This is a genomic window from Glaciimonas sp. OK215 (assembly GCF_057787885.1).
Genome location: NZ_CM173544.1, coordinates 3,201,930 through 3,215,681, shown reverse-complemented (window position 1 = coordinate 3,215,681; position 13,752 = coordinate 3,201,930). Strand labels below are relative to the sequence as shown.

The 13,752-nt window shown below is 58.0% G+C and carries 11 protein-coding genes and 3 pseudogenes; 6 read left to right on the top strand and 8 right to left on the bottom strand.

The window, feature by feature from the left end; all coding sequences use genetic code 11:
- Nucleotides 1–44: 44 nt before the first annotated feature.
- The 3 genes from AC3CHX_RS14570 to AC3CHX_RS14560 all read left to right on the top strand — a co-directional run bounded on the left by AC3CHX_RS14570 (nucleotide 45) and on the right by AC3CHX_RS14560 (nucleotide 1,689).
- Nucleotides 45–440, top strand: coding sequence for a hypothetical protein (locus AC3CHX_RS14570; protein ID WP_488628784.1), 396 nt, complete (start codon nucleotides 45–47; stop codon nucleotides 438–440).
- A 67-nt stretch (nucleotides 441–507) separates the two neighbouring features.
- Nucleotides 508–1,272, top strand: a complete 765-nt coding sequence (locus AC3CHX_RS14565; protein WP_488628775.1) for an IclR family transcriptional regulator — start codon at nucleotides 508–510, stop codon at nucleotides 1,270–1,272.
- 135 nt (nucleotides 1,273–1,407) lie between these two features.
- Entirely contained in the window at nucleotides 1,408–1,689 is a 282-nt protein-coding gene (locus AC3CHX_RS14560) for a hypothetical protein (RefSeq protein ID WP_488628783.1), read from the top strand.
- Between the two features lie 108 nt (nucleotides 1,690–1,797).
- On the opposite strand, the pseudogene AC3CHX_RS14555 reads toward AC3CHX_RS14560, so the two are convergent.
- Nucleotides 1,798–2,054 (bottom strand): annotated as a pseudogene (locus AC3CHX_RS14555) (fumarylacetoacetate hydrolase family protein); the annotation flags it as partial.
- A gap of 255 nt (nucleotides 2,055–2,309) precedes the next feature.
- Between AC3CHX_RS14555 and AC3CHX_RS14550 the strand changes: the two are divergent.
- Nucleotides 2,310–3,288, top strand: a pseudogene (locus AC3CHX_RS14550) (MFS transporter); the annotation flags it as partial.
- Nucleotides 3,289–3,328: 40 nt separating this feature from the next.
- Complete coding sequence (locus AC3CHX_RS14545) at nucleotides 3,329–4,279, top strand: LysR family transcriptional regulator (RefSeq protein WP_488628782.1); 951 nt, start codon at nucleotides 3,329–3,331, stop codon at nucleotides 4,277–4,279.
- A gap of 475 nt (nucleotides 4,280–4,754) precedes the next feature.
- Here AC3CHX_RS14545 and AC3CHX_RS14540 read toward each other — a convergent pair whose 3' ends face one another.
- The 7 genes and pseudogenes from AC3CHX_RS14540 to AC3CHX_RS14510 form a co-directional block, all read right to left on the bottom strand.
- A complete protein-coding gene (locus AC3CHX_RS14540) occupies nucleotides 4,755–4,892 on the bottom strand; it encodes a hypothetical protein (protein WP_488628781.1) in 138 nt (45 codons plus the stop codon).
- A 49-nt stretch (nucleotides 4,893–4,941) separates the two neighbouring features.
- On the bottom strand, nucleotides 4,942–5,199 hold the full coding sequence (locus AC3CHX_RS14535; protein WP_488644828.1) for an NYN domain-containing protein: 258 nt from the start codon (nucleotides 5,197–5,199) through the stop codon (nucleotides 4,942–4,944).
- 314 nt (nucleotides 5,200–5,513) lie between these two features.
- A complete protein-coding gene (locus AC3CHX_RS14530; protein WP_488628780.1) occupies nucleotides 5,514–7,070 on the bottom strand; it encodes a tripartite tricarboxylate transporter permease in 1,557 nt (518 codons plus the stop codon).
- Between the two features lie 2 nt (nucleotides 7,071–7,072).
- A complete protein-coding gene (locus AC3CHX_RS14525) occupies nucleotides 7,073–7,537 on the bottom strand; it encodes a tripartite tricarboxylate transporter TctB family protein (protein WP_488628779.1) in 465 nt (154 codons plus the stop codon).
- Nucleotides 7,538–7,860: 323 nt separating this feature from the next.
- On the bottom strand, nucleotides 7,861–9,261 hold the full coding sequence (locus tag AC3CHX_RS14520; protein ID WP_488628778.1) for an MFS transporter: 1,401 nt from the start codon (nucleotides 9,259–9,261) through the stop codon (nucleotides 7,861–7,863).
- Nucleotides 9,262–9,278: 17 nt separating this feature from the next.
- Nucleotides 9,279–9,395, bottom strand: a pseudogene (locus tag AC3CHX_RS14515) (enoyl-CoA hydratase); the annotation flags it as partial.
- A complete protein-coding gene (locus AC3CHX_RS14510) occupies nucleotides 9,380–9,535 on the bottom strand; it encodes a hypothetical protein (protein ID WP_488628777.1) in 156 nt (51 codons plus the stop codon). The pseudogene AC3CHX_RS14515 and the gene AC3CHX_RS14510, both read right to left, overlap by 16 nt.
- Nucleotides 9,536–9,976: 441 nt before the next feature.
- On the opposite strand from AC3CHX_RS14510, the gene AC3CHX_RS14505 reads away from it, so the two are divergent.
- Entirely contained in the window at nucleotides 9,977–13,390 is a 3,414-nt protein-coding gene (locus AC3CHX_RS14505) for an adenylate/guanylate cyclase domain-containing protein (protein WP_488628776.1), read from the top strand.
- The last annotated feature ends 362 nt before the right edge of the window (nucleotides 13,391–13,752 follow it).

Here is a 13,752-nt window from a genome sequence, read left to right as displayed (position 1 = left end):
GGCAGTTAATTGTTCCACGAATTAATGACTCAGGACACTAGGTTGTGAGCACGATATCTCCAGGTTCCGGATTGCCCCGACTGAAGCTCAGGCCGCCGGTTGCGACCTTTTGCTCGTGGGCTTCGGCGACCAAAGACTGCGACGATGTCGTTCCGATGGCAATTCTTGCCGCCGGCGATGAGATCGAACACTTCGGCAAGCTCGTTGAACCGGGCAATATGTTACTGCTCGCACACATCGGCGACATACCGTATCGCCGTCGGATCATGGATAGTTTTCCGTTATACTACACTTTTGTTGAAGCACTAACGTATATTCGCGGGACTCAGTGGCGTCTTGAGCTCGAAATGAAGCAGCAAGACAAACTTTCACATGAACATTCATTGGATGTACATGCCGATAGGCAGACTGTATTCACGCGACCCGCATCGATCACATAATCGGGGAATTGTTCCGCTGAAATAATTCACTCTGATGTTCACGGCAGCATAAAGGAAGATGGGAAATATGGATCAGCACACGTCGGATGTCCGTCCTCAACGCATCCCGGAGAACCATCGTACGGTTGATAGGGTCACACGCATCCTCGAAGAGGTGGTCTATAACCCTGGTATGACGTTCGCCGAACTCGTTCGAGCCCTGGAAGCTCCAAAGAGTTCGATTCACGGATTTATCAGCGGGCTGCTGGCGAAGGGCTGGCTTTACGAGGTGAACCATCGTTTTTATCTTGGCCCCGCAGTTTATAGTCTCACACTCGCGAGTGGTCACATCCGAGCCGGGCTGGTAACGCATTCGGACTTGGTCAAACTGCACGAGGAGTCGGGTTTGGCAGTATTCCTCGGGGTGCCGGCCGGCGATCAGCTCATCTACATCGCGGAAGCAGGGAGCGATGCCTTGGCGGGATTCGAGGCGCGCTCGAACATCCGCCGCAAGCTGTTGGCCACGGCGGGTGGGAAGGCGCTTCTAGCAGCGTGGCCGATGGCCGAGCGGGAGTCGTATCTGCGCCGTCAAAGCGCGGAGGAAGCAGAATTGGTGCGCAAGTTTCTCCAGGAATATGACGAAATTATAAAGACTGGGGTCGCAACGAATACGGGTCTGAGATTCGCAATCGCAGCAACCGTCCGCAATCAGACCGGCGAGGCTGTGGCGTCGATCACACTCGTGGGACTTCCCTCTGATATGAAGCCCCGAGCGGAGAAGTTGCGCGAAATGCTGATGCGGTACGTCGACTCGTGGTCGCAACGCACAATGGTGCCGAGAGAGGCGATCTGACGTCTATCCTCGGCGGCCTGCGAAGCAAGATATACAACTCGTTGTTCGTGCGGCTTGATTTTGCAGCTCGCTAAATATGTACGGCCCGTTATTAAGCGCCGCGACACCCAACATCGCCATGTTGGGAGTAGAACCATGCCAATGTTTTTCACCGTTGCGATCCAGACGACGTCGCCCGATGAATATGTTCGACGGGAGCTCCGCCAGCGTTGGATCAGGCCGCAAAGCATGCGCGCATGCAGTGATGTTTACAACACCGACAGCGGTGTCCAGGACTGTTCTGGCTGCTTCCAATTGACCCCTTCCAGCAGCATCGACAGCTGCGCCGGTGTCGGACACCATGCGGTAATTGGTGCCGTCGGCGGTTGCCTGGCCCGGCGGCATCCGACTGGTAAATGGCAATCCGGTCTGGCCTAACCATGGCAGGACATGGTGCCGCGCATCGAGTTCGTATGCGGTATGAATCACGTAGACGTAGTCCGTGAAGTTCAGATCACTCGGTAATCCTCCCATTTTTAGAGCGTGCTAAAAGTAGAGGTTAAGTGGCAAGCCGCTGATGGCAAGCCGCATCTGATCGCCCGCGGTCCGATAGATTGGTGCCGGCTTTTGTCCCAAGCCAACGCTGGCTGGCGTCCCTGTGCTGATAATGTCGCCGGGATCCAGGGTCATGAAACCGCTGATGTGGGCGATTAGCTGTGAGACGCTAAAGTGGTCATGGTGCGCGTATTGCCGCTTTGGACGCGGCGGCCGTTGACCTCAAGCCATATATCGAGATTTTGCGGACCACGTCTCGGGGACTTGACACGCAGAACCTAAGAGTTTAAATTAGTGACGTTTATACGATCAATTGTTCTCTATTGCGAACTTAACCTAATGTTGAGAGTTTGGTTTCGTGGGGTCATTCAAAACCAAAGCCGAGGCGCGTTTGGCGGTGTCCACTTGGATCGAGGGCTGGTACAACCCACGATGCCGTTCACCCGAGTGGCGTCAGCTGAGCAGTTCGAAGTAATTTGGCCAATGCTGGAGCGCGCGAAGCGCCGGACTGCGCCATGATCGTGCCTGAGCTCGTGCCGCGCACCGAACTCCCGTTGGCATTGGCGCTCAATGGTATCGCCATGAACGCCTCACGTATCGACCCCTCGTCGCCGGAGCTCTCATTGCTGCCGCGGGAAGTGCTTACGTATTCACGCTCAACGCCTTTCTCTCAGTGATCTGCGCATTCCTGATCATGCGCTGGCCTTATGAGGCTTTTCCCAGCGCGCTGGGACCAGAGCGGCTCGTCAGTGCGATGCGCATTGGAGTACAGTTTGTCTGCCAGTCGGCGCGGTTCAAATCCGTGCTCTTGCGGATATCCTTGTTCTTTTTTCACTCTACCGCAGCGGACGCTGCCATGTTTATTGCGGGAATGGCTTGGATCACGACCGCCAATTCTTTGAGTATTTTCGCCCAGCTTGGCCTTCCTGACTGGGTTCGTGCCCGAGGTATGTCGATGTTTCAGATGGCGGTCATGAGCTCAAGTGCGATTGGGGCAGCCGTCTGGGGGGGCAGGTCGCGACGCTTCAGAACGTGCAGTTCAGTCTCGCCCTCGCGGCGTTAACGGGGGCAACAGCCATGATCGCAGCAGGGCACCCAGTGTCCGACCGGGTGATGGACGAGGATTTGACACTGTCTCGTGAACTGAAGGCGCCAGTTTTTGACGTCCCTTCGCGGCGAACCAATGTAGTGATCACGATTGAATATGTGATTGATCCGCGCTATGTCGCCGAATTCCAGGAACTCATGTTTGAGAGTCGCAGAAGCAGGTTGCGGCAAGGCGTGTTGCGTTGGGACTTGCTCCATGACGTTTCGGATCCCGGTCGCTACGTGGAGCAAATCGCCGATGAGTCGTGGACCGAGTACCTGCGTCGCTTCGATAGGCTCACAGCCTCTGAAGTCGCCCGGCGTGAGGGCAAGCTTACGTTCCATATTGGCGACTCGCCACCGACTGTACGCAGCTACTTGGTCGAAGCGAGTTGATGCGGTTGTGTCGCATTTGAAATAGAAATAAGGTAATGAAATGAGTTTTCTTAATCTCGATCTCAATCTGCTACGGGTGTTTGATGCTGTGATGATCGAACTGAACTTAACGCGCGCAGCCGACCGCCTTGCGATGACACAGCCAGCAGTATCCAATGCGCTAAGGCGCCTGCGTGTTGCGCTGCAAGACGAACTGTTGATTCGCACCGTACATGGCGTGAAGCCGACCGCGCGCGCTGAAGAATTGTGGCCCATTGTCCGGGGCGCGCTGACCGCTTTGGAGACGGCAATTGCACCACACACGTCCGAAATATCGGAATCGCAAGCTACGTTTCGATTGGCCATGGCGGATGCGACCGCGTCACTCCTGCTGCCGCCGCTGATGATGTTGATTAAACAAAATGCGCCGGGACTGAACATCCGGATGTCACCACTGACGACACGTGATCCGCGCCCCATACTGTTGCAAAGCAATATCGATCTGGCAATCGGCTTTTTCCCGGGAGTCGTCGCCCAAGTAAAGGGTGAGCAAGGCGTTGGATCATCGATACGACACAGACGCTTATATACCGGGGAATATGTATGCGTAATGCGCAAGGATCACCCGTTGGCCGACGGCGAACTGACGCTAGACGGCTATTGTGCGGCCGAGCATGCGTTGGTAAGTTTTTCGGGACGCGCGCATGGGCTGGCCGAGGAGGTGCTCGAGAACCTCGGGCGCAAGCGCCGACTCGTGCTTACTGTGAATCAATTTTTTACCGTTGGCCGTGTCGTCGCAAAATCTGATTTGCTCACGGTGATACCACGGCATTTGATCGCTTCGACCGGAATGGAGCACCTGCTAGTTTCAAAGAAATTACCGTTTTCCTTGCCCGCCGTACATGTGGATATGCTATGGCATGAACGAGAAACACATAATCGGGCGCACGCATGGTTGCGCGATCGCTTGATTGAACTCACTGATTCCGATATTGGGGGCATCGAGTCGTAGTCGGTATTCAAGCGATGGTCTAGGTCAAGGTGGCGCAATTTAGCGATAGGGACAGAAAGCGTTTGAAAGGAAAATTCAGATAACTCTTGTTCTAAACCTGCTTCATAAAGACTACTCACTTCTGGCCGCCGATCGGCTTGGCAGGACAAGCGGACACGTGACAATGACTGCTTCGAACGGTTAGATGATACCAATTAACTTCCCGAAAATAAAAATCAATGGTATTCGAAAGATTTTTGTAAGTGATAACACGCGTATGGCGTTGGCCTATGCGGGCACTACTAGCGCGCGTGAGTACACGAGGGACTTTACTGGCTCTGAGAATTCGGATGAAGGAATGCGGGTCGTTCGCCGACATATGGTGTCCTGTTTTCAGTTCGACCAACGTGATGTGATGCTGCGAGGTGATGCTGTTATGGGGAATTAAATGTTGCTGTCGTTTTTTGACGACGAGAAGTATGCCGATTTCACGTATCTATCGCCCCTTTTGCGATGGAGTGATTTGACTCGGATAATGTGCGCTCCTCTGTCGCGAAAATGTCCGGCTTCGCTCTTTTACCAAATTCGACAGTTCCTTGAAACCGTGCAGCTGTGAATCGAAGTCTGGTTGCAATTTCGTTAAGTAACTTCCAAAGGCACCAAGACCAACCCACCCTAAATCGTCAACCGATTAATCGAGCGCCTCCAAAACAAATTTCTTTGGACACTCCAGTTTTGCTGGCGATGCCGTTTCGGTAGGTGCTTGCGCAGGAATGGATCAATCCGTCCTCGCGCAACCGCATCGCGAACCGGGTGAAATCGCTGCCGCTGGCGATCAGACAAAATCCATCGAATTTTCGCGTATACAACAAATCCACCGCGTCGATGATTAGCGAACTGCCTGTCGCATTCTTCCCGGTCGTGTATGCAAACTGCTGAATCGGTTTAGTCGCATACGCGAAGCCTCTGAAGTTGGCAAGCGTGAAGCACGAGCAGGTAAAAGCTGGCTCGCGAGATTCCCATTACAGTGTATACCTGCGAGACACTGCCTTATGCTTCCGCCAACTTCGGCAGCCCGACCTTATTCCGGATAATCTGTTACTCGTCCATCACGTTCACCTCACTTCTCCTGTGGTTCCAAAGGTCAAATGATTTATTAGATTAATTACCGAAATACCCATCCGTCAGGCATATCCTCCGCAGTCTGCTTATCTTTCCTGACAGGCCTGTTCGCGTCTGGACTTGATCGACGTTTTCAATCTTCGTCAAGGACAGGCATGGTGGCGTGAATAACTTGCCGTAGTGCTGCCGATTTTCTTTTATGGAGGGCAGCGCGCAATGCAAAAAATAATTGCGCCAGGACCAGCAATGCACATAGTGAAATGAATCCCGCACTGATCGGTCTCTCCACAAACACCATCATGTCGCCGCGCGAGAGTAGCAGCGCACGGCGGAAATTTTCCTCGACCATCGGTCCCAGAACATAACCCAGTAGGATCGGCGCCACCGGAAAATCCAGGGCAACAAAGACGGCGCCGATCAAGCCAAACGCGAGTACTTCGCCGATCTCGAACAGGCTGTTATTGGTGCTATAGACGCCCACCGCGATGAAAAACAAGGCGGCTGGATACAGGTAGCGATAAGGAACCTGCAACATTTTTACCCACACCCCGATCAGCGGAATGTTCAATATCACCAGCAGCACATTGCCAATCCAGAAGCTGGCGATCAGTCCCCAGAACAGGTCGGCATGCTCAGTGATCAATTGCGGTCCGGGCTGTATGCCCTGGATCAGCAAGGCGCCCAGGATCAGTGCCATCACCGCGTCGCCGGGGATGCCCAGGCTCATGGTCGGAATGAAATCGACCTGGGTCTTGGAGTGCGATGCCGCCTCGGGACTGGCGACGCCTTCGATCGCGCCATGGCCGAATCGCTCCGGCGTTTTGGAAATCTTCCGCTCGAATGCATAAGCAATAAACGTGGTGATGGTGGGCCCGGTGCCGGGCATGGCGCCAAACAGGGTGCCAATCAGCGTACCGCGCAGCATGGGAAAGAACGATTGCTTCAGCTCGGCCTTGCTGGGGCGCATATCGCGCAAGCGCACTTTAACGCCACTGCCGACCGCTTCCATGCGGTTCACGCTGCGCAGAAATTCGGTGACACCGAACAGGCCCAGTGCCAATGCCACCAATTCCACCTTGTCGGATAGCTCGATCAGGCCCATGGTAAAGCGTGGGGTCCCGGAATTGACGTCGGTGCCGACAATGCCAAGCATCAGACCAATGATGGTCATCGCCACGCCTTTCAGCGGGGAGCCCCTGGACATTGTTCCGCCACACAGCAGCCCCAGCAGCATGATCGAGAATATTTCCGCCGGGCCGAACTTGAAGGCAATACTGACCAACAGCGGGGAGGCGAAAATCATGACGAGAATTCCGAAGGATGCCGCGAAGAACGACGAAATCATGGTAATGCCGAGCGCCGTTCCGCCCTTGCCCTGTTTGGTCAATGGATAGCCATCCAAGCAGGTCACGGCATGAGGTGGGTGGCAAGGCAGGTTCAGTAAAATGGCGCCGATGGCACCGCCATATTGGGACCCGTAAAAAATCCCTGCCAACATCAGTATGGCCGGGATAGGGTGCAGCGTATAAGTTAATGGGAGCAACATCGAAATGGCCGACAATGCACCCATGCCTGGCAGAACGCCGATGAGATTACCGATCAGTACACCGAAAAACGACCACATCAGATTTCCCGGCTGAAGCGCAACGCCGAAACCCTGCCACAAGTCCATCAAAGATTGTCCGATCATGATCAACCCCAGCGGAATAAAGGAAACTGCAACTGGAGCGCCCACCAGAATACGCCCGTGGCAACAGCAACCATGGCCAACGACAGGATCAATGCCCTCTTGACGGTGTTCTGGCGGTCGCCCATCGCGGAAATAAAGACGATGGCAAAGCTCGCTGGCAATAAGCCACCATATTTCCCTAAAACCACGAAAGCGACGATGGAGAGGGTGATGCAGGCCCAACCGCGCCATTCCGGAGCAAGTGGTTTTTCATCGCCGTGCGGTACGGCACGTTTAGCGGTGAGAACGATTGTTGCACCCACCAGAGCCAGAAGCGCCCCGAGCGCGACGGGAAAAAAGCCGGGACCCATCTTGCTCAATGTACCGACGCTGTAAGTCCTTCCTTGTAACATGGCACCAAGGCCAAGCAAGACCATCAGACCGCCGCCGTAGTAATCCTTGTTGTATTTGTTGATAAAATTGTGCATTGTCATCCTCCTATTGCTACGTTGAATATTACTTCATAAAAAAGTACAAAAGAGCTGGACTTCCGGACCTGCGCCTTTCCAAATTTTGACAAAAAGTTACTAGTTAGAACGTAATGTTGGCGAGGCCGCTTCTTTTGAAATCGAACGCAGTGCTTCATACCCTGATGTGAGACTCGGCATAGCCGAAATTCTTTTCATTGACATGTCATTTTTTGTCTGGAAGAGTGTTGTGAACCTATGCTAAGCGATTGATTTTAAAGAAAAATACGCTCTGAGTTAAATTGGTAAGTCGTTGATTGTTAAGAAATAAACCATAAGACTCATCACTCGCTCTGGGCGTCGCGGAACTCGACCCCGACGTTCACAGGCAGACGCAGAAAGAAGAACAGCGCGACCAGCACGGCCGCCGCCATGAAAAGGAACGCCAGCGGAAAGTCGCTGGCCAGCAACTCGGACGGGTTCCCCTTGCGCCACCAGACAGAGACGCTCAGCAATTCAACGGCGAGCATGACGCCCAGGCTGAAGGATAGCTGCTGGGCCATCGTCGAGAGGGCGGTGGCCTGGCCCATCAGGGGCTTGGGGATTTCCGAAAATGTAAGGGTCTGCAGCGACGTCATCACGAGCGACATCACCAGCCCGCCTGCGGCAAACGCGGCAAAGAGCAGTCCGTGAGAGGTGCTTTTACTGAAGCTGGCATAGAGCAAGTAGCACAGGCTCGAGCATACGGTCGCTCCAATAAGCAACGGCCGGAATCCGACCTTGCGTATGGCTCGGGCGAGAACGGCGCGGGTCGCCATCGCTCCAATCGCCGTTCCCATCGTGAGCAGTCCGGAATCGAGCGGCGACAAGGCGAAGCCAAGCTGGAGCAGTAGCGGCAGGAGAAAGGGAACTGCGCCGATCGCCAGGCGCAGGGGGCTGCCGCCAACGATCGACGCGAAGAAGGTCGGGTGCCGGATGATCCGCAGCTCAATTAAGGGTTCGGCGACCCGTCGGCTGTGCAGCCAGTAACCAATCAGGCACGCGATGCCGAACGCCGCGAATGCCGTCGAAGCCGAGCGCTGCAGAAGTTGCGAGCTGGCACCCTCGAGCGCCGCGAGGAAGCTTGCCAGCCCGATCCCGAGAAGAACGAAGCCGATGGCGTCAAACGACGGCGGATCCTGCGCGGCCTCGTCCGCATCAAGGAGGGCGAGCGCGAGCACGATGCCGAGGATGCCCAGGGGGACATTGATCAGGAAGATCCAGCGCCAGGAGACCCACGTAACGGTGATGCCGCCGACGAGAGGGCCGATCATGCGGCCGAACGTCGGGGGCACGGTGAACCACACCATGGCCGCAACCATGGAACGGGGCGTGACACTGCGGAGCAGGATGAGTCGCCCCACCGGCACCATCATGGCTCCTCCCATGCCCTGAAGCACACGGCATGCGACTAGCATCTCGAGCGAAGTCGCCAACCCGCAGAGGCCGGAGGCGACGGAGAACAGCGCGATCGCGCCGCAGAACACACGCCGCGGACCGAAGCGATCAGCGATCCAGCCGCTCGCCGGCAGGAAGATGGCTAAGCTGATCAGGTAGGAGGTGATCGCAAGGTTCAGGCGCAGCGGATTGACGTGCAGCGCGTCCGCGATGGTTGGCAGCGCGGTCCCCATGATCGAGGAGTCGACATTCTGCAGGAACAACGGCAGCGCCACCACCATCGGGACAAGCTTCTCGCGATGGTCCATGGTACCTATTTCCCCCGCGCGGCGAGAAACTCCGCCACCGCGGTGTTGCCGGTCAGGGGGGGGCGCTGTTCCGGTTGGTTCATCGTCAGCGTGACGACAGGGCCGTCTTGTTCGTAGCTCAGGAAGTTGGACATGTTTTTACTTTCGTCAGTGTATTGTTGTCGATAATGAACTGAAACTGGACCTTGCCCGCGAGCAGACGACGATAAGCCTCGTCGATGCGATCCGCGTCAATCACCTCGAACTCCGAGCTTTTGCTGGCAGAGCTCAGCATGCGCCGGGCTTCCTGCAATTGCTGCCGCTCGCCCGACAGCGCCACCTGTTTGCGGGTGAAACGGTGATAGTCGAGATAGTGTCCTCATACTGCGGTGTAATTTTGGTATCAACTCTCAGGCGGTGTACCCGCCTGGCCCCGAACCGAGGATGATTAGTCGGCTGTGTTTTGTCTCGCTCATGTTTTGTTCGTAACTATGAACTGTTGTTCGTGTATATGATTATATTAGGCCGGTCAAAGACGGGTGTCAAGCGGGGTTTTGCGTACGTTTCTTTCGCGCATCGCGACCACACAGGTTGGCAAACCCAAGTGAATAAATCCGCGTTTCCTTAGGTTGATGTATTTACATCTTGTTACACTTTGAGGCTTTTTGCGTAAGTCTAAGTGATACGATTTAGTAACTGTTAAACCTTGACCCCCGCGGAGGTAGGGGTAATTCCTATGCGCTGCGCAAGCTGCAGGTTCGAGAATCCGACAGGCGCAAAGTTCTGCGAGGAATGCGGCGCCAGGATGGCGCGCGCCTGCCCGGCCTGCGGGCAGGAGGCGAGCGCAAGCGCCAAGTTCTGCAGCGAATGCGGCGCGCCGTTGAGCGGGCAGCCCACGAGCGCTGCGCTTGCGGCCAGCGCCCCCATCGAATACACGCCCCCCTACCTGGCCGAGCGCATCCGGGCGGCACAGGCGGCCATGGACGCCCGCGGGGCGGCGGATGGCGAGCGCAAGACGGTCACCGCGCTGTTCGCCGACATGGCCGGCTCGACCGCGCTAATCCACGACCTCGATCCCGAAGACGCCCGCCGCCTGATCGACCCGGTACTGGCGCTGATGATGGAGGCCGTGCATCACTACGAAGGCTATGTGGCCAAGTCAATGGGCGATGGCATCCTGGCGCTGTTCGGCGCGCCGATCGCGCACGAAGACCATGCGCAGCGGGCCCTGTATGCCGCGCTGCGCATGCAAGACGCCATGCGCTGCTATGCCGACCGCGTGCGTCTTGCGGAGGGGGTGGCGCTGCAGATCCGCGTCGGCATCAACTCCGGCGAAGTGGTGGTGCGCGCGATCAGCACCGACGACTTGCACACCGACTACGACCCGGTGGGGCATTCAATCCATATTGCTTCGCGCATGGAGAGCATCGCGGTGCCCGGCTCGATCGTCGCGAGCGAATACACCTACAAGCTGAGCGAGGGCTATTTCGCGTTCAAGGCGCTCGGCGCGATGCCGATCAAGGGACTGCCCGAGCCGATCGCCGTCTTCGAAGTGCTCGGTGTCGGCCCGCTACGCACCCGGCTGCAGGTGGCGGCCAGCCGCGGGCTGGCGCGCTTCGTCGGCCGTGCCCGCGAGCTTGAGCAGTTGCGTGCAGCGCGCGCGCAGGCACAGGCCGGGCACGGGCAGATCGTCGGCGTGGTCGGCGAGCCGGGAGTCGGCAAGTCGCGGTTGTGCCATGAGTTCAAACTGCGCGCGCCGCGCGATTGCCTGGTGCTGGAGACCTACTCGGTCTCGCATGGCAAGGCCTATCCGTATCTGCCGCTGATCGAGCTGCTGAAGAACTACTGCGAGATCACCCCGCAGGACGACGAACGCCGGCGGCGCGAGAAGCTCACCGGCAAGTTGCTGACCCTCGACCGCGCGCTGGAAGACAGCCTGCCCTATTTGTTCTATCTGCTGGGGGTCGCCGATCCGGGCGCGGCGCTGGCGCAGATGGACCCCCAGATTCGCCGGCAGCGCAGCTTCGCGGCAATCAAGCGGCTCCTGGTGCGCGAGAGCCTGGCCCAGCCGCTTGAGCTGATCGTCGAGGATTTGCAGTGGCTCGACAGCGAGACCGAGGCCTTCCTCGGCTTTCTCGGCGAGAGCGTGGCCAACGCCCGCATCCTGCTGCTGGTCAATTACCGGCCCGAGTACCGGCACGACTGGGGCCACAAGAGCTATTACACCCAGTTGCGACTGGATCCCCTGGGCCAAGCCGAAGCACGGGAATTGCTGCAAGCCCTGCTGGGCGACGCCGCCGGGCTCGCCCCGCTCGAGCACCTGATCCTGGCGCAGGCCGAAGGCAACCCGTTCTTCATCGAAGAAGTGGTGCAGGCGCTGATCGAGGAGCAGGTGCTGCGCGGCGAGTGCGGGCATTACCGTATCGAGCGGGTCCCGACCGCCCTGCACATCCCGGCCACCGTGCAGGGGGTGCTCGCCGCCCGCATCGACCGCCTGGGGACGGCCGAGAAGGCGCTGCTGCAGACCCTGGCGGTGATCGGCAAGACCTTTCCCTGGAGCCTGCTCGCGCGCGTCGCCCTGCAGCCCGAAGACACGCTGAAGAGCCTGCTGGCGCGGCTGCAGGCCCGGGAGTTCATCTATGAGCAGCCAGCGTTTCCGGAAGTGGAGTACAGCTTCAAGCATGCGCTGACCCAGGAGGTGACCTACGGGGCGCTGCTGAGCGAGCGGCGCTGTGCGCTGCATGAGCGCACGGCCCAGGCGATCGAAGCCCTGTTCGGTGCCCAGCTCGATCAGCACTGCAGCGAGCTGGCGCATCATTACAGCCGCAGCGGCAACGTACTAAAGGCAGTGGAGTACCTCCATTGCGCCGGGCGCCAGGCGGTGCAGCGCTCTGCCGATGCCGAGGCGGTCGCGCACCTCAGCGCTGCCCTGACTCTGCTCGGGACCCTGCCCGACACTCCCGAGCGCGCACGACAGGAACTCGCTCTCCTGATCACGCTCGGTCCGGCCTGGATGGCCACCAAGGGACTCGCGGCCCCGGAAGTGGAGGCGACCTATACCCGGGCGTTGACGCTGTGTCGGCCGCTCGGGGAAACGATCCAGCTCTTCCCTGCCATGCTGGGGCTGCGCACGTTTTATCAGGCCCGCGGGGAGCTGCCGACCGCACGCGAACTGGGGGAGCAGCTCCTGACGCTGGCCGTGAAGGCGCAAGACCCTGCGTTGCTCGTAAAAGCCCATCGGGCGTTGGGGACCAGCTTGTTCAGCCTCGGCGAGCTGGAGCCTGCGCGCGCGCAGCTGGAGCAGGGCTTGGCCCTCTATGACCCTGGGCAGCAGCACTCGCCTGCCTTCTTCTATGGATCGGAGCCCGGCGTGGCGGGGCTGGCCGTCTTAGCCGTAGACCTGTGGCTTCTCGGCTATCCGGATCAAGCCCTCGCACGCAGCCAGGCGGCGCTCGCTCTGGCGCAGACCCTGTCCCACCCTCCTGCCTCGGCCGTTGCCTTGATCTTCGCCGCCGAGCTTCATCTGGAGCGCCGCGAGGGGCAGCCGACGCGCGAGTTGGCGGAGGCAGTCCTCGCCCTCGCGACCGAGCACGGCTTCCCGTTTTGGTTGGCTTGGGGAACGATTCTTTCGGGCTGGGCGGTGGCCGAGCAGGGACGCGCAGCAGAAGGCATCGAAAGGATGCAACAGGGCTTGGCCGCCTACCGCGCTACCGGGGCGGAACTTTGGCGGACGCATTTTCTGGCGCTGCTGGCCGACGCCTACGGAAGAGCGGGGCAAGCCGAGGCAGGGCTGAAGACGCTGGCCGAGGCGCTGGCCATTGTGGAGCGAACGCAAGAGCGTGTGTACGAGGCGGAGCTGTATCGGCTCAAGGGGGGGCTGACGCTGCTGCAGTCGATCCGCGAGGAGGAGCCCGGCGGCCAAGCCGAAGCCTGCTTCCTGCAGGCGATCGCGATCGCCCGCCAGCAGGGCGCCCGATCGCTGGAGCTGCGCGCGGTGATGGACCTGAGCCGGCTGTGGCAGCAGCAGGGCAAGCCAGGAGATGCCCGCCAGATGTTGGCCGAGACCTACGGCTGGTTCACCGAAGGCTTCGACGCTGCGGACCTGCAGGAGGCCGAGGCGCTGCTCGCCAAGTTCCGCCTACTGTGTTAAAAATTTAGGGTTCCATCAACTGTTCAAGGCCCATTGTTTTACTGGGCTCAACAGACTCGTTGCCACATATTTTGACGAAAGTCGTTCCCGATCAAGCAGCTCAAATGTTGGCAGCAGCTTGAGGTACTGCAATAGCGAGGGAGCCGTGGATAATCCGGGTTAGAACTCGTCTTCGATCAGGCCTGAAGGCAGTAGTTCCAAATAAGCTGGCACGGCCCAGCAGTCTTCGTCGAAACAGAATACGAAAAAATTAGACATAGATTGTTCTCCTTTTTTAAAATATCAATTATTTGTTAATCATTCAGAGAATGAACGCTGACACTGACAAGCCCTATCTTGGTCAGTAAACGCCGGTGTAGTGC

Coding starts and splice junctions, on each gene's coding strand:
- AC3CHX_RS14545 (WP_488628782.1), top strand. CDS start 3,329: ATGAGTTTTCTTAATCTCGATCTCAATCTGCTACGGGTGTTTGATGCT.
- AC3CHX_RS14510 (WP_488628777.1), bottom strand. CDS start 9,535: ATGCTGAGCTCTGCCAGCAAAAGCTCGGAGTTCGAGGTGATTGACGCG.
- AC3CHX_RS14565 (WP_488628775.1), top strand. CDS start 508: ATGGATCAGCACACGTCGGATGTCCGTCCTCAACGCATCCCGGAGAAC.
- AC3CHX_RS14560 (WP_488628783.1), top strand. CDS start 1,408: ATGCCAATGTTTTTCACCGTTGCGATCCAGACGACGTCGCCCGATGAA.
- AC3CHX_RS14505 (WP_488628776.1), top strand. CDS start 9,977: ATGCGCTGCGCAAGCTGCAGGTTCGAGAATCCGACAGGCGCAAAGTTC.
- AC3CHX_RS14525 (WP_488628779.1), bottom strand. CDS start 7,537: ATGCACAATTTTATCAACAAATACAACAAGGATTACTACGGCGGCGGT.
- AC3CHX_RS14530 (WP_488628780.1), bottom strand. CDS start 7,070: ATGATCGGACAATCTTTGATGGACTTGTGGCAGGGTTTCGGCGTTGCG.
- AC3CHX_RS14520 (WP_488628778.1), bottom strand. CDS start 9,261: ATGGACCATCGCGAGAAGCTTGTCCCGATGGTGGTGGCGCTGCCGTTG.